The 18444-nt window shown below is 69.9% G+C and carries 25 protein-coding genes; 13 read left to right on the top strand and 12 right to left on the bottom strand.

Features of this window, described 5'->3' with window-relative positions:
- The first annotated feature begins 94 nt into the window (after positions 1–94).
- From NS283_RS09835 to NS283_RS09845, 3 genes are read left to right on the top strand one after another with little or no spacing between them, the layout of a single operon-like run.
- Positions 95–445, top strand: a complete 351-nt coding sequence (locus tag NS283_RS09835) for an ArsR/SmtB family transcription factor (protein ID WP_058596707.1) — start codon at positions 95–97, stop codon at positions 443–445.
- 49 nt (positions 446–494) lie between these two features.
- On the top strand, positions 495–1730 hold the full coding sequence (locus NS283_RS09840; RefSeq protein ID WP_058596682.1) for an NAD(P)/FAD-dependent oxidoreductase: 1236 nt from the start codon (positions 495–497) through the stop codon (positions 1728–1730).
- Positions 1731–1754: 24 nt separating this feature from the next.
- Complete coding sequence (locus NS283_RS09845) at positions 1755–2138, top strand: hypothetical protein (RefSeq protein ID WP_058596683.1); 384 nt, start codon at positions 1755–1757, stop codon at positions 2136–2138.
- On the opposite strand, the gene NS283_RS09850 is transcribed toward NS283_RS09845, so the two are convergent.
- The 3 genes from NS283_RS09850 to NS283_RS09860 are packed head-to-tail and all read right to left on the bottom strand — an operon-like array spanning position 2135 to position 4337.
- The gene (locus NS283_RS09850) at positions 2135–2641 is read right to left on the bottom strand and encodes a GNAT family N-acetyltransferase (protein WP_058596684.1); all 507 of its coding nucleotides are present in this window, start codon (positions 2639–2641) and stop codon (positions 2135–2137) included. The two genes, NS283_RS09845 and NS283_RS09850, sit on opposite strands and share 4 nt — an antisense overlap.
- Positions 2638–3591 (bottom strand): dipeptidase, encoded by a 954-nt coding sequence (locus tag NS283_RS09855; RefSeq protein WP_058596685.1) that lies wholly within the window; start codon positions 3589–3591, stop codon positions 2638–2640. Before NS283_RS09855 ends, NS283_RS09850 begins: the two co-directional genes overlap by 4 nt.
- Entirely contained in the window at positions 3591–4337 is a 747-nt protein-coding gene (locus tag NS283_RS09860) for a sulfurtransferase (protein WP_058596686.1), read from the bottom strand. The genes NS283_RS09855 and NS283_RS09860 overlap by 1 nt, the downstream gene beginning before the upstream one ends.
- A gap of 87 nt (positions 4338–4424) precedes the next feature.
- Between NS283_RS09860 and NS283_RS09865 the strand changes: the two genes are divergently transcribed.
- The 3 genes from NS283_RS09865 to NS283_RS09875 are packed head-to-tail and all read left to right on the top strand — an operon-like array spanning position 4425 to position 6618.
- Entirely contained in the window at positions 4425–5198 is a 774-nt protein-coding gene (locus NS283_RS09865) for a glycosyltransferase family 2 protein (protein WP_058596687.1), read from the top strand.
- Complete coding sequence (locus tag NS283_RS09870) at positions 5198–6034, top strand: endonuclease/exonuclease/phosphatase family protein (protein WP_153003327.1); 837 nt, start codon at positions 5198–5200, stop codon at positions 6032–6034. Before NS283_RS09865 ends, NS283_RS09870 begins: the two co-directional genes overlap by 1 nt.
- Before the next feature lie 8 nt (positions 6035–6042).
- Positions 6043–6618: a hypothetical protein gene (locus NS283_RS09875; protein WP_058596689.1), complete on the top strand. Its 576-nt coding sequence runs from the start codon at positions 6043–6045 to the stop codon at positions 6616–6618.
- Positions 6619–6749: 131 nt separating this feature from the next.
- On the opposite strand, the gene NS283_RS09880 is transcribed toward NS283_RS09875, so the two are convergent.
- Entirely contained in the window at positions 6750–8279 is a 1530-nt protein-coding gene (locus NS283_RS09880) for a catalase (RefSeq protein ID WP_058596690.1), read from the bottom strand.
- Between the two features lie 182 nt (positions 8280–8461).
- Here NS283_RS09880 and NS283_RS09885 point away from each other — a divergent pair, with 182 nt between their 5' ends.
- On the top strand, positions 8462–8677 hold the full coding sequence (locus tag NS283_RS09885; protein ID WP_058596691.1) for a DUF2945 domain-containing protein: 216 nt from the start codon (positions 8462–8464) through the stop codon (positions 8675–8677).
- A 114-nt stretch (positions 8678–8791) separates the two neighbouring features.
- Here NS283_RS09885 and NS283_RS09890 read toward each other — a convergent pair whose 3' ends face one another.
- Positions 8792–10231 (bottom strand): cryptochrome/photolyase family protein, encoded by a 1440-nt coding sequence (locus tag NS283_RS09890; protein ID WP_193752664.1) that lies wholly within the window; start codon positions 10229–10231, stop codon positions 8792–8794.
- Positions 10228–10383, bottom strand: a complete 156-nt coding sequence (locus tag NS283_RS19400) for a DUF2256 domain-containing protein (protein WP_081317363.1) — start codon at positions 10381–10383, stop codon at positions 10228–10230. The genes NS283_RS09890 and NS283_RS19400 overlap by 4 nt, the downstream gene beginning before the upstream one ends.
- A 167-nt stretch (positions 10384–10550) precedes the next feature.
- Between NS283_RS19400 and NS283_RS19335 the strand changes: the two genes are divergently transcribed.
- A complete protein-coding gene (locus tag NS283_RS19335; protein ID WP_275044576.1) occupies positions 10551–10682 on the top strand; it encodes a hypothetical protein in 132 nt (43 codons plus the stop codon).
- Between the two features lie 39 nt (positions 10683–10721).
- On the opposite strand, the gene NS283_RS09895 is transcribed toward NS283_RS19335, so the two are convergent.
- Together NS283_RS09895 and NS283_RS09900 are read right to left on the bottom strand one after the other, a co-directional pair.
- The gene (locus tag NS283_RS09895) at positions 10722–11213 is read right to left on the bottom strand and encodes a pyridoxamine 5'-phosphate oxidase family protein (RefSeq protein WP_058596693.1); all 492 of its coding nucleotides are present in this window, start codon (positions 11211–11213) and stop codon (positions 10722–10724) included.
- Positions 11214–11266: 53 nt separating this feature from the next.
- Positions 11267–11617 (bottom strand): hypothetical protein, encoded by a 351-nt coding sequence (locus NS283_RS09900; RefSeq protein WP_058596694.1) that lies wholly within the window; start codon positions 11615–11617, stop codon positions 11267–11269.
- 530 nt (positions 11618–12147) lie between these two features.
- On the opposite strand from NS283_RS09900, the gene NS283_RS09910 reads away from it, so the two are divergent.
- Together NS283_RS09910 and NS283_RS09915 are read left to right on the top strand one after the other, a co-directional pair.
- The gene (locus NS283_RS09910; protein ID WP_013583139.1) at positions 12148–12351 is read left to right on the top strand and encodes a cold-shock protein; all 204 of its coding nucleotides are present in this window, start codon (positions 12148–12150) and stop codon (positions 12349–12351) included.
- Positions 12352–12585: 234 nt separating this feature from the next.
- Positions 12586–13680, top strand: a complete 1095-nt coding sequence (locus NS283_RS09915) for a fatty acid desaturase family protein (RefSeq protein WP_440589444.1) — start codon at positions 12586–12588, stop codon at positions 13678–13680.
- Positions 13681–13742: 62 nt separating this feature from the next.
- Here NS283_RS09915 and NS283_RS09920 read toward each other — a convergent pair whose 3' ends face one another.
- Both NS283_RS09920 and NS283_RS09925 read right to left on the bottom strand, forming a co-directional pair.
- The gene (locus NS283_RS09920; RefSeq protein ID WP_081317361.1) at positions 13743–14345 is read right to left on the bottom strand and encodes a M15 family metallopeptidase; all 603 of its coding nucleotides are present in this window, start codon (positions 14343–14345) and stop codon (positions 13743–13745) included.
- A 67-nt stretch (positions 14346–14412) separates the two neighbouring features.
- Positions 14413–14916 carry a metallophosphoesterase family protein gene (locus NS283_RS09925; RefSeq protein ID WP_081317362.1) on the bottom strand — a complete coding sequence of 168 codons (504 nt, stop codon included), beginning with the start codon at positions 14914–14916 and terminating at the stop codon, positions 14413–14415.
- Positions 14917–14967: 51 nt separating this feature from the next.
- Here NS283_RS09925 and NS283_RS09930 point away from each other — a divergent pair, with 51 nt between their 5' ends.
- On the top strand, positions 14968–15636 hold the full coding sequence (locus tag NS283_RS09930) for a response regulator transcription factor (RefSeq protein WP_058596697.1): 669 nt from the start codon (positions 14968–14970) through the stop codon (positions 15634–15636).
- The gene (locus NS283_RS09935; RefSeq protein WP_058596698.1) at positions 15629–16744 is read left to right on the top strand and encodes a sensor histidine kinase; all 1116 of its coding nucleotides are present in this window, start codon (positions 15629–15631) and stop codon (positions 16742–16744) included. The genes NS283_RS09930 and NS283_RS09935 overlap by 8 nt, the downstream gene beginning before the upstream one ends.
- A 19-nt stretch (positions 16745–16763) precedes the next feature.
- Here NS283_RS09935 and NS283_RS09940 read toward each other — a convergent pair whose 3' ends face one another.
- The gene (locus tag NS283_RS09940; RefSeq protein ID WP_058596699.1) at positions 16764–17216 is read right to left on the bottom strand and encodes a VanZ family protein; all 453 of its coding nucleotides are present in this window, start codon (positions 17214–17216) and stop codon (positions 16764–16766) included.
- A gap of 103 nt (positions 17217–17319) precedes the next feature.
- Between NS283_RS09940 and NS283_RS09945 the strand changes: the two genes are divergently transcribed.
- Positions 17320–17715 (top strand): DUF3054 domain-containing protein, encoded by a 396-nt coding sequence (locus tag NS283_RS09945; RefSeq protein ID WP_058596700.1) that lies wholly within the window; start codon positions 17320–17322, stop codon positions 17713–17715.
- 28 nt (positions 17716–17743) lie between these two features.
- Here the strand turns inward: NS283_RS09945 and NS283_RS09950 are convergent, their stop codons facing one another.
- The gene (locus NS283_RS09950) at positions 17744–18256 is read right to left on the bottom strand and encodes a glycine cleavage system protein R (RefSeq protein ID WP_058596701.1); all 513 of its coding nucleotides are present in this window, start codon (positions 18254–18256) and stop codon (positions 17744–17746) included.
- Positions 18257–18444 lie beyond the last annotated feature (188 nt).

The raw sequence follows: 18444 nt of genomic DNA on the forward strand, positions 1-18444 counted from the left end.
TCCTTCGGGTCGGGACGAACGGGAACAGCATGACGCAGAACATCGACGCACGTCAATATTGACGTTCCTCGATATTCTGAGAATGATGGATGCCATGACTCCCGGTACCGCCCTGCCCCTGCTCGACGCCCCGTGCTGCGTGTCGTCGGGCGATGCCGCGATGGCACCGGCAGAGGCGGAGACCCTCGCGAAGACGCTCAAGGCGCTGGCCGATCCCGCCCGCCTGCGGATCGTGTCGATCATCGCCGCTCAGGATGCTGGCGCCACGTGCGCGTGCGACCTGCAGGAGCCGCTCGGCCTGTCGCAGCCGACGGTGTCTCACCACACCAAGGTGCTGGTGGATGCCGGCATCCTGACCCGCGAAAAGCGCGGCACCTGGGCGTACTTCTCCCTCGTGCCGGGTGCGCTCGACCGCGTCGCCGCGGCCATCGCGCCCCGGCCCTGACGCGCGCAACCCCCGCTTCCGCCGGCAGGGCGATGCCTAGGCTCGCCCCATGAGCGCGTACGACGTCATCGTCATCGGCGCGGGGCTCGCGGGGCTACGCTGCGCGACCCGCCTCGCCCACGCCGGCCGCGATGTCGTGGTCCTCGAGGCGGGCGAGACCGTCGGCGGACGTGAGCGGACCGACATCGTGGACGGCTTCCGCCTCGACCTCGGCTTCCACGTGCTCAATCCGGCGTACCCGGCCATCCGTCGGTGGGTCGATGTCGACGCGCTCGCGCTCCGGCGCTTCCCCGTCGCGGTCGGCGTGCGGCTCGAGGACCGGGTCGTCCGTCTGACCCATCCCGTGCGACACCCCTTCTCTCTCCCCGAGACACTGGCCAGCGGGCTCGTGCGGCCCGCCGATCTCGCCGCGCTCGCCCGTTGGGCGGCGCCGACCGTGGTCTCGGCCCGCGCGGCGAAGGCCGGCACCGACCGCACGCTCGAAGAAGCGTGGGATCGCGCGGGTCTACGCGGGCCCCTCCGCGAGAGCGTGCTCGAGCCGTTTCTCGCCGGCGTGCTCGCAGACGACCGGCAGGAGACCTCCGACGCGTTCGTGCGGCTGCTCGTCCGGAGCTTCGCCATCGGCCGTCCGGGGGTCCCCGCCGCGGGGATCGGCGCTCTTCCCGCGCAGCTCGCCGACACGGCGCGCCGCGCCGGGGCCGGCATCCGGGTCGGTCATCGGGTGGTTTCCACCCGGCCCCGGGCGTCCGGTTGGCACGTGGGCATCGAGGGACGGGATGCCGTCACCGCCCGCGCCGTGGTGATCGCGACCGGGCTCGACCCGGCGCTCGACGTCCCGCTCCCCCGGCCCCGAGGGCTGCAGACGTGGTGGTTCGCCACCGACGACGCACCGAGCGAGGACGCTGCGCTCCGCATCGACGGGCGACGACGCGGCCCGATCGTGAACACCGCGATCATGACGAACACCGCCCCGACCTACGCTCCGCGGGGACAGCACCTCGTCCAGGCGACCTGCGTGATGCCCTCCGCGGCGACGGAGGATGGCATCCGGAGCCAGCTCGCCGAGATCTGGGAGACCGATACCCGACCGTGGCGACTCCTCCGGCGCGACGACATCGCCCACGCTCTCCCCGCGCAGGACCCGCCGCTGCGCCTGCGACGGCCCGTTCGCCTGGGTGACGGGCGCTACATCGCGGGTGATCACCGAGACACCGCGTCGATCCAGGGCGCCCTGGTCTCGGGCCAGCGCGCGGCGGAAGCGGTGCTCGCCGACCTCGCGCGCTGAGCGGACTCCCGGCAGACTGGACGAATGCCCGGCCTCCACCACCTCGACATCTGGATCGCCCACCCCGACGACCTGACCGACTGGATCTGGCTCCTCACCCGCCTCGGATGGACCACCGAGGCCGAGTGGCCGGGAGGCTCGACCTTCACCGCGGGCGGCGCGTACATCTCGGTGACGACGACCCCGAACACGATCGACGCCCCACACGACCGCCGCCGACCCGGCGTGAATCATCTCGCGTTCGAGGGCGGAGCACCGGCCGAGGTCGACCGGCTGATGACCGACGCCCCCGCGCACGGGTGGGGACCGCTGTACGTCGACCGCTATCCGCACGCCGGCGGCCCGCAGCACTACGCGGGGTGGCTCGAGAACACGGCCGGTTTCAAGGTCGAGGTCGTCGCGGACTAGCGGCTCGCGCCGCGGGCGGCGAGCGCGGTCAGGGCGTCGCCGGTCACGCGCCTCGTCGTCCACTCGTCCATCGCCTCGGCGCCGAGCGCGCGATAGAAGCCGATCGCAGGCTCGTTCCAGTCGAGCACCGTCCACTCCAGGCGCGAGTAGTCCTTGTCGATGCATTCGGCGGCGAGCGCGGCCAACAGGGCCACGCCGTAGCCGGACGACCGGTACTGCTCGTGCACGTAGAGGTCTTCGAGCCAGATGCCGTGACGGCCGGTCCATGTCGAGTACGTGAGGAACCAGATGGCGACCGCGCGGATCTCCCCCTCCCGCTCCACGACGAACGCGAACGCGCGGGGATCGTCGCCGAACAGCGTGGCGCGGATCATCTCGGCCGTGTTGTCCACGGCATCCGGTTCTCTCTCGTAGTCGGCGAGCGCCTGGATGCACGCGAGGATGCCCTCTTCGTCGCCCGCACGGGCGGGGCGCAGAACGGCCCCGTCTCGGAGATCGGTCATTGCAGGGGCTCCCAGCTCTCGGCCGCCACACGGCGGAAATTCCCGCCGAGCACTGCGGCGGCGTCGGCGTCGGTCCATCCTCTCGCGGCGAGCGCGGGGCCGAGGCCGACGAAGGTCTCGGGCGGCATCCATTCCATGGGTCCCCACCGCGTGTAGCTGTCGTCGTACAGCTCGGGAGACGCGGCGACGGTGTCGCGGAACGTGGGCCAGTCGAACGAGAAGTCGGTGCTGACCCCGACGTGCCGGATGCCGACGACCTCGACGGCGCATTCGAGGTGCCGAACCATGGCATCCAGCGTGGGCGTGTTGGGTCCGAGGAAGATGCCGACACCGGTGATGCCGACGACTCCCCCGGTGTCGGCGACCGCTCGCGCCTGGTCGTCGGTGATGTTGCGGGGGTGATCCCACACCGCGCGCATGTTCGAGTGGCTGAACACCACGGGCCGGGTCGATACGGCGCACATGTCGAGCGTCGTGCGGGCGCCGACGTGCGAGCCGTCCGGCACCATCCCGCGCCGGTTCATCTCGGCCACGAGATCTCGCCCCCAGGGGGTGAGTCCGTCGTCGGTCGCGTCGAGACAGCCCCCGCCGGCGCGGTTGGCGTGGTTGTACGTCGGCCCGAGCGTCCGCACGCCCTGCGCGACGAGCAGGCCGACGGCATCCAGATCTCCTCCGAGAGGCGCACAATCCTCGAGGTCGAAGGCGACGGCGGTGTCGCCGCGGGCGGCGATGCGGTCGATGTCCGCGACCGTCGAGGCCAGCTCGACGCCCTCGATCGCGTCCACCTGTGCGCGGAAGGAACGCAGAAGGGATGCCGTGAGCTCAGGCCCGTGCGGGGCGTAGCCGACGTTGAGCGACACGAAGCCGCCTCCGGCATCGCGATAGCGACGCAGGTCGCCGATGTCGGCGGTCTCGACGAGCTCGACGCACGCGTGCTGGTCCCAGAGCATCAGGCGCCCGCAGCGGAGCCCGCCGGCGCGAGCCCCGCGTCGAGCGCTTCGCGCCCGTCGAACACGAAACAGTCACCCTGCCAGTGCGCGTCGCCCTGGGCCGCGAACCACCCCAGGATCCCCCCGTCGAGCTGGTACGCGTCGACGCCTTCGCCGCGAAGGTAGAGCGCGGCCTTCTCGCAGCGGATCCCGCCCGTGCAGAAACTCACGACCGTCTTCCCGGCGAGTTCATCTAGGTGAGAGCTCGCGGCATCCGGGAACTGCGTGAACCGCTCGATGCGCCAGTCCTTCGCGCCGGCGAAGGTGCCGTAATCGACCTCGAAAGCGTTGCGGGTGTCGACGAGCACGACCTCGCGTCCCTCGTCGTCGGTGCCGCGATCGAGCCAGCGGCGCAGGGTGTCGGGACTCACGGCGGGAGCCCGGCCGTCCTGAGGGCGCACCTCGGGCCGGTCCATGCGGATGATCTCGCGCTTCACCTTCACCAGGAGCTTGCCGAAGGGCACGGCATCCGACCAACTGTCCTTCGTTTCGAGCGCGGCGAAGCGCGGGTCGGCGCGCAGCTCCTCCACGAAGCCGCGCAGGTCGTCGGTCTCTCCCGCGAGGAAGAGGTTGATGCCCTCTTCGGCGAGAAGGATCGTTCCGCGCAGAGCCGCCGCGAGCGCCCGCTCGCGCAGCGTGACGCGGAGGGCGGCGGGGTCGTCGATGCGCGTGAACAGATACGCCGAGACGTTGAGGACGGATGCCATGTCTCCAGCGTACGAAAGCGTCAAGCCTCCGAGCGTCGGGGAAGCGATCGCCTAGCGTGGAGGATCACTCGTCGTCTGGAGTTCGTCGTGCCCGAAAGACCCCCTCATCCGGTCGTCGGCGTGTCGGTCGTCATCCCGGTGCGGAACGACGGGCCGCACCTCTGGCGATGCCTGCGGGCGTTGGCCGCGCAGACCCTCGCGGCCGACGAGATCGTGGTCGTCGACAACGGCTCGACCGATGACAGCGCCGACATCGCGCGCGCCACCGGAGCTCGCGTGGTTTTCTGCGGCGAGCGCGGCATTCCCGCCGCGGCCTCGACCGGATACGACGCCGCGCGCGGGGAGCTCATCCTGCGTCTCGATGCCGACAGCCTTCCTGCTCCCACCTGGATCGCAAGCATGGTCCAAGCCCTCGCCGATCCGGAGGTGGATGCCGTGACCGGCGGTGCGGTGTTCCATGACGGTCCCGCTTCCCGGCGTGTGCTGATGGCCCGCGTGTTCCTCGGCACGTACAACACGTTCGCGTTCCCCGCGCTCGGGCACACGCCGCTGTGGGGATCGAACATGGCGTTCCGCCGCGCGGCGTGGGAGGCGGTGCGCGACCGCGTCCACCTCGACCCCGAACTGCACGATGACCTCGACCTCGCCTATCACCTGGGAGTCGACCACCGCATCCGGTACGTGCCGGGGCGGCACATGCGGGTCTCTTCCCGCACGGTGGAGCCGCGGCGGTTCGCGCGCTGCTTCCGCCGCGGGGCGGGGACCGTCTTCGCGCACTGGCCCGCGGATGTCCCGCCCGTGCGGTGGGCACGGGTGGCGCGAGCGCGACGCCGCGCCGCCCGGATCGGGGCCGGGCGCTGATGGCCGGCATCCTCTTCCCCCACGTCGAGGCGCCGGACCTGCACGTGATGAGCTTCAACATCCGACGACGCTTCGACCGGATCACCTGGCCGCCCGCCGATCGGTGGCCGATGCGAAAGCAGCGGCTGCGCACCTTCCTCGGCGCGAATCGCCCGCACCTGCTCGGGTCGCAGGAGGCGATGCCCGATCAGGCCTCCTGGGTGCAGGCGTCCCTCGGGTCGCAGTACGGCCGGATCGGACTCGGCCGGGGAAAGAACCGCGACGGCGAGGGGACTCCCCTGTTCTACGACCGTGACCGGATCGAGGTCGAGGACTGGGAGCAGGTCATGCTGTCGGACACCCCCGACGTCCCGGGGTCGACGGGCTGGGGCAATACGATCCCCCGCGTCGCGGTCATCGCCCGACTGCGCGATCGGGCGACGGACGCGCGGTTCACGTTCGTCAACACGCACTTCGACGCCTTCTCTCGGCGGGCGCGGCGCCGCTCGGCGACCTGGCTGCACGACCTCGTCGCCCGGCGCGAACTCCCGCTCGTCTTCACCGCCGACGTCAACGCGCACATCCGCTCGGCCGAGCTCGCGGGCATGTTGGCCGACGGCCTCCTGGTGGACACCTGGTCGTACGCCCCGGCGCGCCGGACCGCCGAGTGGGGGACGTTCAACAACTACGCGGCCCCTCGTGTCGGCGCACGGCGCATCGACGCGCTCCTCGTCACCCCCGACGTGGGCGTGCGCGCGGTCGGCATCGACCCGCGCCCGACGGGCACGCAGTGGCCGAGCGATCACCTGCCGGTGCAGGCCGTGCTGCGCATCCACCCGTCGGGGGGCCCGCGATGATCCGGGCCATGTACGCGAATCTCCAGCGTCCCCCGCGCAGCGTGACCGATTGGCTGGCCGACCTCGTGCGGGCGGTCGCGATCGTCGTCGTCATCGTGTCCCTGTTCACCCTGCCGTTCACGGATTTCGCGGTGCTGTCGATGTCGCTGCCCGCGGTCATGCTGTCGCGGATGATCGGACTGCGCTCGGGTCTCGACCTCATCACCTGCGTCACGGTGTTCGTCGCCGCCGGCAGCAACGTCATCGACCTGTACCGCGCCTGGACGGGCTGGGACCTCGTCGTGCACCTCGCGTGCACGGGCGTGCTCGCCGCTGTCGCGCTGGTTCTCCTCGAGGATGCGCGCGTGATCGCCCCCACGGGCCGCCGCCGCATCCCGATCGTCATCGCGACGATCACCGGGCTCGCGTTGAGCGCCGCGTGGGAGATGGTCGAGTGGTTCGGCTATCGCTTCATCACGGATGCCATCTTCGTGACTTACGACGACACGATCGGCGACATGATGGCCGGCGGCGCGGGAGCACTCGTGGCCGGGGTGCTGGCATCCCGGTTCCGCCTGACCCGAACCGACCGCGCGCGGCTGTAGACCCGCGACGCGTTCCCCGCCGAGACGGATGCGTTCCCCGCCGAAGCGCCCCCACGGGGCGGACGTGCCGGAACCGGCCCCGACGAGGCGGGCGTACCGGAACCGGCACTCCCCGCCCCGTGGGGCAGCCGTCAGATCTTGCCCGCGACGTCGCGGCCCACGAGGTCGCCGTCCGGATTCGGCTCGCTGAGCTGCTCGCCGGGAGAGGTCGTCTCCTCGAGCGGCGGAAGCCCGTCTTCCACGCGAGAGCCGATCTCGGCATCCACGTTCTTCCAGTACTGCACGGCACGATCGCGGACGTCCTTGCGCGTCACGCCGCCCACGTGTCCGGTGATGGTCTCGACGAGACGATCGCGCTCCTCGGCTGACATCACCTCGCGCACCAGAGCACCGGCCTGTCCCCAGTCGTCGTCTTCGGGGTGCAGGGTCGCCGCCGACCGCACGAGCTCGCCGTCGCTCTGCCATCCGCCGTCACCGGCACGACGAGGATCGGCCGCGGGGCCACCCGCCGAGTTGGGAGCGTAGACGGGCACCTCGGGCGGGTTGTACTCGTAGCGCATCGCGCCCTCCTTCGAGTACGAGTGCACCTCGGTGTGCGGACGGTTGACCGGCAGCTGCTGGTAGTTCGTGCCCACGCGGTAGCGGTGCGCGTCGGCGTAGCTGAAGATGCGCGCCTGCAGCATCTTGTCGGGGCTGCCGTCGATGCCGGGCACGAAGTTCGACGGTTCGAACGCGGCCTGCTCGATCTCGGCGAAGTAGTTGCCCGGGTTGCGGTTGAGCTCCATCGTGCCGACCTCGATTTCGGGGTAGTCGCTGTGCGGCCACACCTTGGTCAGGTCGAAGGGATTGAAGCGGTAGGTCTTCGCATCGTCGTAGGGCATGATCTGCACCTTGAGTGTCCACGTCGGGAACTCGCCCCGCTCGATCGCCGCGTACAGGTCGCGGATGTGGAAGTCGGCGTCCTGACCCGCGATCTGGTCGGCCTCGTCCTGCGTGAGGGTCTTGTGACCGAGGTCGGTGTGGAAGTGGTACTTCACCCAGAAGCGCTCGCCGTCGGCGTTGATCCACTGGTAGGTGTGCGAGCCGTAGCCGTTCATGTGGCGCCAGGAGGCCGGGATGCCACGGTCGCCCATGAGCCAGGTCACCTGGTGGGCGCTCTCGGGCGACAGCGTCCAGAAGTCCCACTGCATGGTGTTGTCGCGCAGGTGGCTGCCGGGTAAGCGCTTCTGCGAGCGGATGAAGTCGGGGAACTTGATGCCGTCCTTGACGAAGAAGACGGGGGTGTTGTTGCCGACGAGGTCGTAGTTTCCCTCGGTCGTGTAGAACTTCAGCGAGAATCCGCGCGGGTCGCGCCAGGTGTCGGGGCTCCCCTGCTCGCCCGCGACCGACGAGAAACGTGCGAGCATCTCGGTCTCGACGCCGGGCTGGAACAGCGCCGCGCGCGTGTAGGCCGAGACGTCACCGGTCGTGCGGAACGTGCCGAACGCCCCGCCGCCCTTGGCGTGCACCACGCGCTCGGGAACCCGCTCGCGATTGAACTGCGCGAGCTTCTCGATCAGATAGTGGTCGGTCAGGGCGATGGAGCCGTCGGCTCCGACGCTCTGCGAGTGCTCGTCGCTGGCGACGGGGGCGCCGCCGTTCGTGGTGGTCGGCTCGGTCATGGCTCTCCTCACGTCGTGGGCCGGGAAACGAAAGACCCAGGGACGACGCTACGCACGGGCTCCGACATCGCCGAGGCATTGCGGTTCGTCCTCGGACCACGTAGGGGCCAGAGCCTGTCAATCCCCCGATCCCCGGCCGGCCGGGTCGGGAGCATGGCGGGACCGAACGAGAGGAACCGCACATGTCGAAGGATCTGTCGAAGGGCGACCGCGTCAGCTGGGACACCCCGCAGGGGCGCACGCAGGGCGAAGTCGTCGAGAAGAAGACGAAGGACTTCCAGCACGACAGCCAGAAGTTCACCGCATCCGACGACGACCCGGCCTACATCGTGAAGTCGGAGAAGTCGGGGTCGACCGCGGCTCACAAGGGGTCGGCGCTGAACAAGCTGAAGAGTTGACGCCTCCCGGGCGAAACTCCTGACTTCTCCGCGGCGTCGCGGTCTCAGCCGAGCGCGCCACCACGACGGAGCGGTTTTCTCAGGAGTTTCGCCCGCGCCGCGCGGAGACCACGGCTACGCCCGCGCGTCCCGCCGCTTCCGCATCTGCGCCAGGGCAAGCCCCAGCCGGTGGTTGCCCGCCAGCACGTCCTCGTGACGCTCGAGGAACTCCCAGTACGCGTCGGTGAACACCGACTCCTTGGCATCCTGAGCCGAGGGCCACCACGAGCCCATCTTCTGCAGGTACGCCCCGCCCGAGACGTAGGGCTTGGTGGCCACGAAGCCGCCGTCGGCGAACTGGCTCATGCCCATGACGTTCGGCACCATCACCCAGTCGTACGCGTCGACGAACAGCGCCAGGAACCACGCGTTCACCTGACGCGGCGCGTACCCCTGCAGCAGGAACCAGTTGCCCAGCACCATCAGTCGCTCGATGTGATGCGCGTAGCCCCAGCGGTGCACCCGCTCCAGCACGGTGCGCACCGGGATGGGCAGGTCGCTCGGCATCCGTTCTCCGGAGTACCAGTACTTCTGGATCCGCTTCTCGAGATGCAGCGCGTTGACGTGCTCGAGCTTCGGGTGCGCCCGGTACATCCCGCGCATGTATTCGCGCCACCCGATCACCTGACGGATGAACCCCTCGACGGATGCCAAAGGGGCATCCGTGCGGGTCGCGGCGGCGACCACCTCCTCGACGGTGAGCAGCCCGATGTTCAGCATCGGCGAGATGATCGCGTGGAAGAGGAACGGCTCGTCGGCCTTCATCGCGTCCTCGTAGCGCCCGAAGTCGTGCAGCCGCTCGGCGACGAAGACGTCGAGCCAGTCGCGCGAGTCCTCGGGGGTGACCGGAAGCCAGAACTCCTCCGCCTTTCCCGGGTGCTCGGGGAACAGCTCGTCGACCTCGGCGATGACCGTGCGCGTGATGTCGTCGGGTTCGAGCTGAGGCAGGGGCGGGATCTCCACACCTTTCTTCGGCAGGGCCTTGCGGTTGTCGGCGTCGAAGTTCCAGCGCCGGCCCGCGGGCTTGCCCCCGTCCATCAGGATGCCGGTGCGCCGGCGCTGCCAGTGGTAGAAGTCCTCCATGAGCGGGGTCGGATGCTCGGCGAACCACCCGTCGACCTCTTCTTCGGGGGTGAGGAAGAGCCCGTCCGGGAGGACGTCGGTCTCGACGTCGTGATCGGCGCAGATGCGGGAGATCCGTTCGTCGACCGGGCGATTCGGATCGCTCATCCACGTCAACTCGGTGACGCGGTGCTCCCGCAGCAGGTGTTCCAGACCCGCCTTGAAGCCGAGGTCGTCGGAGAGGGTGATCCGACGCACCGTCCGCCCCTCGGCCTCGAGCCGGGCGGCGGTGTGCCGCATCGCCGAGATCAACAGCACGATCTTGTGCCGGTGGTACGGGAGCTTGCGGAAGCGGGGCGCCGACTCGATGAAGAAGAACTCCTCGACATCGTCGTCGGCGTAGGCGGGGTGCTCGGCGAACTGCTGCGTCGCGAGGATCAGTGCGGCCCTCACGCGCGCCGCCTCTGTCTCGCGGCGTTGGCGCGACACCCACGCGAGCAGTAGAGGACCTCGTCCCACTGGTCACGTCCGCTCCACCGCTTGCGATCGGTGAACGGGCGTCCGCAGTAAGCGCACGGCTTGGAGCGCACCTCGGGTCGTGACATGGCGTCATCGTTGCAAATCGCACCGCCCGCGCTCGGGGGCTTGCGCTGGCACGCGGGGCGCTCACACAAGCGCTCCCGCCCGGCGCTGACGTCCGCAGCGCTGACACACACGGGGAGCACGCGCAAGGCCCGCACGCAATCGCGGGAGTCCGTGATCGGGTCGCCCGATGGACACGACACCGGACCGTACGAACGACACCGCCGACGAGCCCGACGAGCTCGAGACCGCCGACGCGCCAGAGATTCCCGACACGACCGACGACGACGGCGAGCCCGTCGACAACCCCTCCGGAGGATGACGCACACGAAGGGCCCCGCGCGCGGGGCCCTTCGTCGCATCAGTCGGTCAGATCGAACTTCTCGTTCTCGCCGCCCTTCGGACGCTCGCCGGTCACTTTCGACGTGACCAGGGCGATCGCCGTCGCGAGGCGCCCTCCTGCACTCCCCCAGTACTCGCCGGTCAGCGCGGAGACCTTCAGCAGCGTGACCCCCGGGGACTCGGGGCCGTCCGGGAACCACGCCTCGACCGTCGTCGACCACAGCTCCTTGAGCTTCGCGAGGTCGTCGACGACCTCGGCGTGACCGGCGAGCGACAGCCACGTGCTGTCCGAGCTGAACGACAGTCCGACCTTCGGGTCCCGCCGCACATGCTCGACGGCCGAGGCGTGCGTACCGACGATGAACCACAGGTCGCCGTCGGACTCCCGCTCCTGGACTGTCAACGGGTGAGCGTGGAGCGCGCCGTCCTCGGCCCGCGTGGTGACCATGGCGAAGCGGAACTTCTTCAGTAGGTCGTTGAGCGTGTCCAGCTCGGTGTCGGTGGATGTCATGACACTCCCTCTTTCTGACGAACCCCCAGCCCACCGGGTCGCCGCGACGAGCGCTACGCGTTGACGTCGGGCCCGAGGTCTGCTCTCGGCGGGGCGAGCCGGTCGAGCTCCTCGATCGCGGCGCGGGCGCGCTCGATGCGGGCGACCACGTCGTCCTCCCACCACCGCGGGCCCCGCTCACCGAGCCCCGCCTTGGCCAGTCCGACGCGGCGGCGGGCCTGGGCCGTTCCGTCGGCATCCCCCGCACGTTTCGTCGTCCGCACCGCGGAGCGGGCGCGTCCGAGGTGGGATCTCAGCCGATCGGCGAGGTCTGCCGGCAACGCCGGATCCGTGCGGCGCCATCGACGACCGTCGATCACGAGCCAGCGTTCATCGTCGGTGGAGTCGTCGATCCCGGATGCCATGCCCCCAGTCCACCGTCCGGCGACGTCCGCGAAAATCTCCCGGGCGTCCCGTGGGCATCCGTGCTACCGTTGAATCATCAATTCTGGGATTTGCTTCATGGACGCCCGCCTCATCGATGAGATGTCGGGCGGACGGCACCGAGCCGTTCACCACCGTGGTCCCTCCTTACATCGTCGCACGGCACGCTCGATGACATCGGTCATCGCCTGCCTCCCGCGGAAAGTTTCTGTGTCTTCGCTTCACCCTTCGCCACTGTCGTGGCGCCAGGCCGATCTCGACGTCTTCGTCGCGACGGCCGGATCCGACTATGCCGGTTTCGTCGGCGCGGCCACCTCGGGCTTCGAAGCCCAGGGTCCGCTCGGCGAGAACCTCGGCATTCACACGTCCGTCGGGGCGGCTCAGGCCGCTGTCGACGGGCATCGCGTACGCGGCACCACCTCGGTGTCGCGGCGTCCCCGTCCGCTCCGCGTTCGTCGGAACGGCGCCCACGGTCGCTTATGCGGCCCAACATGAATAAAGGAAGAACACGATGGCCACTGGCACCGTGAAATGGTTCAACTCCGAAAAGGGCTACGGCTTCATCGCTCCCGATGACGGCTCCGCCGACCTGTTCGCGCACTTCAGCGCGATCCAGGGCAACGGCTTCAAGGAGCTGACGGAAGCGCAGAAGGTCGAATTCGACGCCGAGCAGGGCCCCAAGGGCATGCAGGCGGCGAACATCCGCCCCCTCTAAGCTCCGCAACACCCGAAGGCCGGGTCTGCCGCACGTGCGGCGGCCCGGCTTTCGTTGTGCTCGCAGGTGAACGGAGAGGGTCCGGCAGATGTGTATTCCCCGTGAGGCTCCTGCACATGTGGACGTATACCGGAGCCCTCATACGTCGGCACGTAGGGTTGGCCGAACCCGAGGATACCTCCCGGGATCCCGACTCCGGTCACCTCAAACGAGGAGCAGTTCATCGCCTCCACCATCGTCGAGTCCCGTCTCGGCCCCGTTCGTCAGACCTACTCCGGCACCACTGAATTCCCCCCGATCGCGAAGGCCTACACAGAGCTGTCCCAGGTCGTTCGCGAGAGCGGACTCCTCGTCCGCACCCGCGTGTTCTACGCTCTCGTCGGCTCCGCCCTCGTCCTGGCCTTCGCCGGCTGCATCGCCGGGTTCGTGCTCCTCGGCGACAGCTGGTTCCAGCTGCTGATCGCCGCAGCCCTTGGCATCCTGTTCACGCAGGTGGCGTTCCTCGCCCACGAGGCGAACCACCGTCAGATCTTCGCCTCGGGCCCCGCGAACGATCGTCTGGCGCTGTGGATCGGCAACGGCGTCGTCGGCATGAGCCAGTCGTGGTGGGCCTCGAAGCACACCCGTCACCACGCCAACCCCAACCGCGTCGGCAAAGACCCCGACATCGAGATCGACACCATCTCGTTCCTCGACGAGGACGCGGCCAAGGCCCGCGGCATCCAGCGCTGGATCACCCAGCGGCAGGGCTGGCTCTTCTTCCCCCTGCTGACGCTGGAGGGCCTCAACCTGCACGTGCTGGCCATCCGCCACCTGCTCTCGCGCGGCGAGGTCAAGGGTCGCTGGACCGAGCTGGGACTCATCGCCCTGCGCTTCACGGTCTTCGTGGCCCCGGTCTTCGTGTTCCTCCCCCTCGGCATGGCCTTCGCGTTCCTCGGTGTCCAGCTCGCGGTTTTCGGCGTGTACATGGGCGCCTCGTTCGCGCCCAACCACAAGGGCATGGCGGTGATCGCTCCCGGCGCGAAGCTCGACTTCTTCAGCAAGCAGGTGCGGACCTCGCGCAACATCTCCGGCGGCTGGTGGGCCACCTGGCTCATGGGCGGACTGAACTACCAGATCGAGCACCACCTGTTCCCGAATATGCCGCGGCCGCACCTGAGCCGCGCGCGAGAGATCGTCATCGAGCACTGCCAGACCCTCGGCGTGCCCTACGTCGAGACGACGCTGCTGCAGTCGTACGGCATCGTGATCCAGTACCTGAACCGCGTGGGCCTCGCCGCCCGCGACCCGTTCGAGTGCCCGCTGACCTCGGCGGCCCGCCGCGTCTGAGACCTGACACACGGGAGGGGCGTCGCACCGGAAGGCCGGTTGCAACGCCCTTGTCGTCTCTCTCAGCCGCGGGCGTCGAGCTTCTGCACGGGGCATTCGCCTCCGGGCTCGGTCGCACGTTCGAAGTGCCACCTCTCGTTCGCGTACGTCTGGCACAGCCCCCACTCGCGACCGTGCTCCATGATCCACAACTGGGCGTCGAGCGTTCCGATGTCGACCGCCCGACCGGTCACGTGGCTCGACGTCTCCGGCGTCGCCACGTACTCGCGCGCCAGCTCTTCGCTGCCGTAGGTGCGCACCGCGTCGGCGAGGAGGCGACGTTGGAGGTCGACGCTGCGCCACCCGCTGGTGATGTCGAACCGGATGCCATCGGCCTCGGCCGCGACCTGTGCGGAACGCAACGCCTCGAGGAGGGCGGGATCCAACCGCTGCAGGGCGGGATGGGTGTCGTCGTCGACGGTCAACGGCGTATCGGCCGCGATGAGTCCGTCCGCCTCGGTCGGGACGAAGATCCCCGCGGGCCGGACGGCCGTCGCGAAGGACGAGAAGGTCAGCGTCACCGCCAGGGTGACGACGGCTGCGAGCAGCAGGACGACGACGCCGGCCACCGCGAACAGGGAGACGAGCCGGCGTTGACGGGACAGGGGGTGCGACGGGACGGCCATGGCAGCAGTCCAGTGCGCCGGCCGTTGCCATGCCGTATCGCGCGACGCATACGCGGACGATACGCCGTCAGTCGCGAACGACCTCGTGCAGGGCGAGATCGCGGATCGTCCCCTCGGCCAGCGTGAGTGTCATCATCGTGCACCGCGGCTGTCGTCGGCGGTCCGTCGGCGATCCGGGGTTCAGCAGACGCAGACCCGCCGGGGTCGTGGTGTCCCACGGGATGTGGCTGTGCCCGAACACGAGCACGTCGGTGTCCGGGAACGCGGCATCCATCCGTCTCTCCCGACCGGTCGCGGCACCGGTCTCGTGGACCACGGCGACGCGGACCCCCTCGATCTCGGCGCGCGCGATCTCGGGCAGCCGAGCGCGCAGGTCGGCACCGTCGTTGTTCCCCCACACCCCCAGCACGGGCCCGAGGGCGAGGAACTCGTCCAGCACCGCCTCGCTCACCCAATCCCCCGCATGAACGATCAGATCGACCTCGGATGCCGCTCGCCGCACGGCATCCGGAATCGTCCGGGCTCTCTTCGGCACGTGCGTATCGGCCACGAGCAGCAGTCGGATCGCCATCACTCCACGCTACATACGCTCGCGATACACCGGCCCGCCTACGATGACGGGATGCGCGTGCTGATCGTCGAGGACGAGCCCTATCTCGCCGAGGCGATCCGCGACGGACTCCGCCTGGAGGCGATCGCGGCGGACATCGCCGGCGACGGTGACTCCGCGCTCGAGCAGCTCGGCTACACCGCGTACGACGTCGTCGTCCTGGATCGCGACATCCCCGGACCCAACGGCGACGAGATCGCCCGCCACCTCGCGGTCCAGCCGGCCGCTCCCCGCGTGCTCATGCTCACCGCCGCCGACCGCCTCGACGACAAGGCCTCCGGCTTCGAGAGCGGTGCCGACGACTACCTCACCAAGCCGTTCGTCTTGAAGGAGCTCGTGCTGCGACTGCGTGCGCTTGCGCGGCGGCCCGCGACCGGAGCTCCCCCGATCCTCGAGCTCGACGGCATCCGTCTCGATCCGTTCCGGCGCGAGGTCTACCGCGACGGCCGATACGTCTCGCTGACCCGCAAGCAGTTCGCCGTGCTCGAGGTACTCATGTCCGCGGGCGGCGGCGTGGTCAGCGCCGAGGTCCTCCTCGAGCGCGCGTGGGACGAGAACGCCGACCCGTTCACTAACGCCGTCCGCATCACGATCTCGACGCTGCGCAAGCGCCTCGGCGAGCCGTGGCTGATCCAGACCGTCGCCGGCGTCGGGTACCGCATCGGTCCCGCGGATGCGTGAGCGCCCGACCGGGCTGTCGGTCCGGATCAAACTGACGCTCAGCTACGCGGTCTTCGTCGTGATCGTCGGGATCGCCCTGTTCACGGTGGGGTTCCTCGTCCTGCGGTTCCTGCCCGAGGGAACCCTCTACGCCACGAGCGGCCTCTTCACCCCCGCGCGGCGCGACCTCGCCGACGTCTTCGTCAAGTACGCGTGGTTCACCGTCGCCGGGCTCGCCGTCATCGGCCTGGGCGGGGGCTGGATCGTCGCGGGTCTCATGCTCCGGCCGCTGACCCGCATCACCGACGCCGCACGGGCGGTGCGCGACGGAAGCCTGGACCGCCGGGTCGACCTCCCCGGCCGACGCGACGAGCTGACCGACCTCGCCGACACCTTCGACGCGATGCTCGCGCGCATCGCCGAAACCGTCCAGGAGCAGCGGCGTTTCGCGGCGAACGCGTCGCACGAGCTGCGCACCCCGCACGCGACGATGCGCACGATGCTCGAGGTCGCGAAAGCCGATCCCGAGGGCGTCGACGTCGAGCGGCTGCTCGCCCGCCTCGACGACACGAACGAGCGGGCGATCCGGCTGACGGAGGCGATCCTCGCCCTCTCGCGCGCCTCGAACGGCGGCGTGGTGGCGCGCACCGAGGTCGAGATCGACACCCTCGCCGCCGAGGTGTGCGGCGAGCTCGCTCCGCTCGCGACGAGGACGTCTGCACGGCTCACCACGCGCATCGCGTCGCCCGCCGTCGCGATCGCGGACGAGACGCTCGCCCGCCAGATGCTCACGAATCTGGTGCACAACGCGATCGTCCACAGCACACCCGACGGCGAGCTTGCGCGCGAGGTGCAGATCGCCGTGCGGACGGACGCGCGCAGCGTCGTGATCGACGTCGCGAACACCGGCGCCGTGCTGTCCCGTGAAACGGTGGCCACGCTCCCCGAGCCCTTCGTCCGTGCGGCCGGGCGTGCCCGCCCCGCGGACGGCGGCACGGGCCTCGGTCTCGCCATCGCCGTCGCGATCGTGCGCGTGCACGAGGGCTCGCTCGAGCTCTGGCCGCGCGAGGGCGGCGGACTGCACGCGCGCGTGCGCCTGCCCCGGCCGATCGCTGTTCACGAGCGGTGACCCATCCGCGCGAGGCTCCTCACCCGCGCGCTGCCAATTCCCCCGCGCGGACGGCTGCGAGCGTCACCAACCGCGAAACGATCACGATCACCGTGCCCACGCCCGCGCCCATGGTGTTGTGAAGAACGTCGTCGGCGTCGGGCACCCGACCGGGGATGAACGACTGAGCAGTCTCGACCGCGAGTGAGACGGCGGCCCCGAAGAGCACGGCGGCGGGTGCGAACCGCAGGGGAAGCAGCGCCGCCACCGCGATCCCGAGCGGCACGAACAGGGCCACGTTCATCACGACATCGCTGTCGTACGCCAGGGCGAAGCCGCCCCATCGCTCGGTCACGAGGAAGAACGCGTCGATCGCCCTCTCCTGGAACGGACGGATGAGCGCCCGCGGCGCGAGCGTGAGCGCCCCGACGACGGCGAGCGCTGCGGCGGCGACGAGGACACGGGCGGGGGTGAGGACCGGGGCGTTCGGCATGGAGTCTCCTGGATGATCGAGCCTCCAGCCCACACGCCGCGGTGTTGCCGGCGCGTCTGCGCCTTCCGATACGCGGACGATATGCCGCGCCCGGACGAGGACAATGGATGCCGTGACCTCCTCCCGCATCCATTCCGCGCTCGTCCTGCTCGTCGACCTCGTCTTCGTCGTCGTCTTCGCCGCGATCGGGCGCGCGACCCACGACGGTGACGTCCTCGGCCCCGCCGGATCGGGGCTGGCGACCACGGCGTGGCCGTTCGTCGTCGCGCTGGGCCTCGGGTGGTTGATCAGCCGCGGGTGGCGCGCTCCCCTCGCTCCGGTGCGCACGGGACTCATCGTCTGGGTGGTGACCGTCGCCGTCGGCATGGTGCTGCGCGCGGTGAGCGGTCAGGGGGTCGCTGTCGCCTTCGTGATCGTCGCGGCGATCACGCTCGCGCTCTTCCTCGTGGGCTGGCGCGCGATCGCGCGGCTGGCGTCACGTCGCCGCCGGGCGGCCTGAGGCACGCATTCACCCGCGGACGTGGGACTCAGTCCGCGAGCGACACGTCGACCTGGATCTCCGCCGCGAGGCGCTCCAGCTCGGTGACCAGGTCATCGATCTCGACGCCCGCGACGAGCGTCACCGTGATGGACGCCTCGAACAGACGGCCGCCCGCCATCGCGGCATCCGTCGTCTGCGTCGACATGCGCTCGATGCTCACTCCGCGCGCGCTGAGGGCCGACGTGATCTCACGCACGATGCCCGAACGGTCGTTGCCGATGACGTCGAGGGTGACACTGTGCGGAGCGGATGCCGTGCCTTCGGGTGAACCGAGGTGAACCGTGACCGCGAGGGTACCCGCCAGCCCCTCGAGGGCGCCGCGGAGGGCATCGGCCCGATCGGCGGCGACCGACACCTCGACGATGCCGGCGAAGGCTCCCGCGAGTTCGGCGAGCTCGCTGTTCTCCCAGTTGCCGCCGTGGGCGTCGATGATGTCGGCGACGGACGACACCAGGCCCGCGCGGTCGTCACCGACGATGGTCAGAACGAGGGTGGTCATGGCCCCAGCGTAGCGAGCGGCCCCTGCTAGCGTGGGAGAGACGTCGAGAGGAGGCCGCACGTGATCGCATCGCTGATCGCCCTGCTGAACCTGCTCCTCGCGACCGCCGAGCTCGCTCTCACGCCCGGCACCGGGGCTCCCCTGCTCGCCGTGGTCCTCGCCGCGGCCGTCGTCGTCACCGTCGCGAT

This window comes from Microbacterium testaceum (genome assembly GCF_001476285.1).
In the GTDB taxonomy this organism is placed as follows: domain Bacteria; phylum Actinomycetota; class Actinomycetes; order Actinomycetales; family Microbacteriaceae; genus Microbacterium; species Microbacterium testaceum_B.

Bases quoted from the DNA above. Each gene is read 5' to 3' on its own strand.
- NS283_RS09885 (WP_058596691.1), top strand. From the start codon at position 8,462: ATGTCGAAGGATCTGTCGAAGGGCGACCGCGTCAGCTGGGACACCCCG.
- NS283_RS09910 (WP_013583139.1), top strand. From the start codon at position 12,148: ATGGCCACTGGCACCGTGAAATGGTTCAACTCCGAAAAGGGCTACGGC.
- NS283_RS09940 (WP_058596699.1), bottom strand. From the start codon at position 17,216: ATGCCGAACGCCCCGGTCCTCACCCCCGCCCGTGTCCTCGTCGCCGCC.
- NS283_RS09840 (WP_058596682.1), top strand. From the start codon at position 495: ATGAGCGCGTACGACGTCATCGTCATCGGCGCGGGGCTCGCGGGGCTA.
- NS283_RS09880 (WP_058596690.1), bottom strand. From the start codon at position 8,279: ATGACCGAGCCGACCACCACGAACGGCGGCGCCCCCGTCGCCAGCGAC.
- NS283_RS09895 (WP_058596693.1), bottom strand. From the start codon at position 11,213: ATGACATCCACCGACACCGAGCTGGACACGCTCAACGACCTACTGAAG.
- NS283_RS09875 (WP_058596689.1), top strand. From the start codon at position 6,043: ATGTACGCGAATCTCCAGCGTCCCCCGCGCAGCGTGACCGATTGGCTG.
- NS283_RS09920 (WP_081317361.1), bottom strand. From the start codon at position 14,345: ATGGCCGTCCCGTCGCACCCCCTGTCCCGTCAACGCCGGCTCGTCTCC.
- NS283_RS09930 (WP_058596697.1), top strand. From the start codon at position 14,968: ATGCGCGTGCTGATCGTCGAGGACGAGCCCTATCTCGCCGAGGCGATC.
- NS283_RS19335 (WP_275044576.1), top strand. From the start codon at position 10,551: ATGGACACGACACCGGACCGTACGAACGACACCGCCGACGAGCCCGAC.
- NS283_RS09855 (WP_058596685.1), bottom strand. From the start codon at position 3,591: ATGCTCTGGGACCAGCACGCGTGCGTCGAGCTCGTCGAGACCGCCGAC.
- NS283_RS09950 (WP_058596701.1), bottom strand. From the start codon at position 18,256: ATGACCACCCTCGTTCTGACCATCGTCGGTGACGACCGCGCGGGCCTG.
- NS283_RS09870 (WP_153003327.1), top strand. From the start codon at position 5,198: ATGGCCGGCATCCTCTTCCCCCACGTCGAGGCGCCGGACCTGCACGTG.
- NS283_RS09835 (WP_058596707.1), top strand. From the start codon at position 95: ATGACTCCCGGTACCGCCCTGCCCCTGCTCGACGCCCCGTGCTGCGTG.
- NS283_RS09850 (WP_058596684.1), bottom strand. From the start codon at position 2,641: ATGACCGATCTCCGAGACGGGGCCGTTCTGCGCCCCGCCCGTGCGGGC.
- NS283_RS09925 (WP_081317362.1), bottom strand. From the start codon at position 14,916: ATGGCGATCCGACTGCTGCTCGTGGCCGATACGCACGTGCCGAAGAGA.
- NS283_RS09900 (WP_058596694.1), bottom strand. From the start codon at position 11,617: ATGGCATCCGGGATCGACGACTCCACCGACGATGAACGCTGGCTCGTG.
- NS283_RS09845 (WP_058596683.1), top strand. From the start codon at position 1,755: ATGCCCGGCCTCCACCACCTCGACATCTGGATCGCCCACCCCGACGAC.
- NS283_RS19400 (WP_081317363.1), bottom strand. From the start codon at position 10,383: ATGTCACGACCCGAGGTGCGCTCCAAGCCGTGCGCTTACTGCGGACGC.
- NS283_RS09945 (WP_058596700.1), top strand. From the start codon at position 17,320: ATGGATGCCGTGACCTCCTCCCGCATCCATTCCGCGCTCGTCCTGCTC.
- NS283_RS09935 (WP_058596698.1), top strand. From the start codon at position 15,629: ATGCGTGAGCGCCCGACCGGGCTGTCGGTCCGGATCAAACTGACGCTC.
- NS283_RS09860 (WP_058596686.1), bottom strand. From the start codon at position 4,337: ATGGCATCCGTCCTCAACGTCTCGGCGTATCTGTTCACGCGCATCGAC.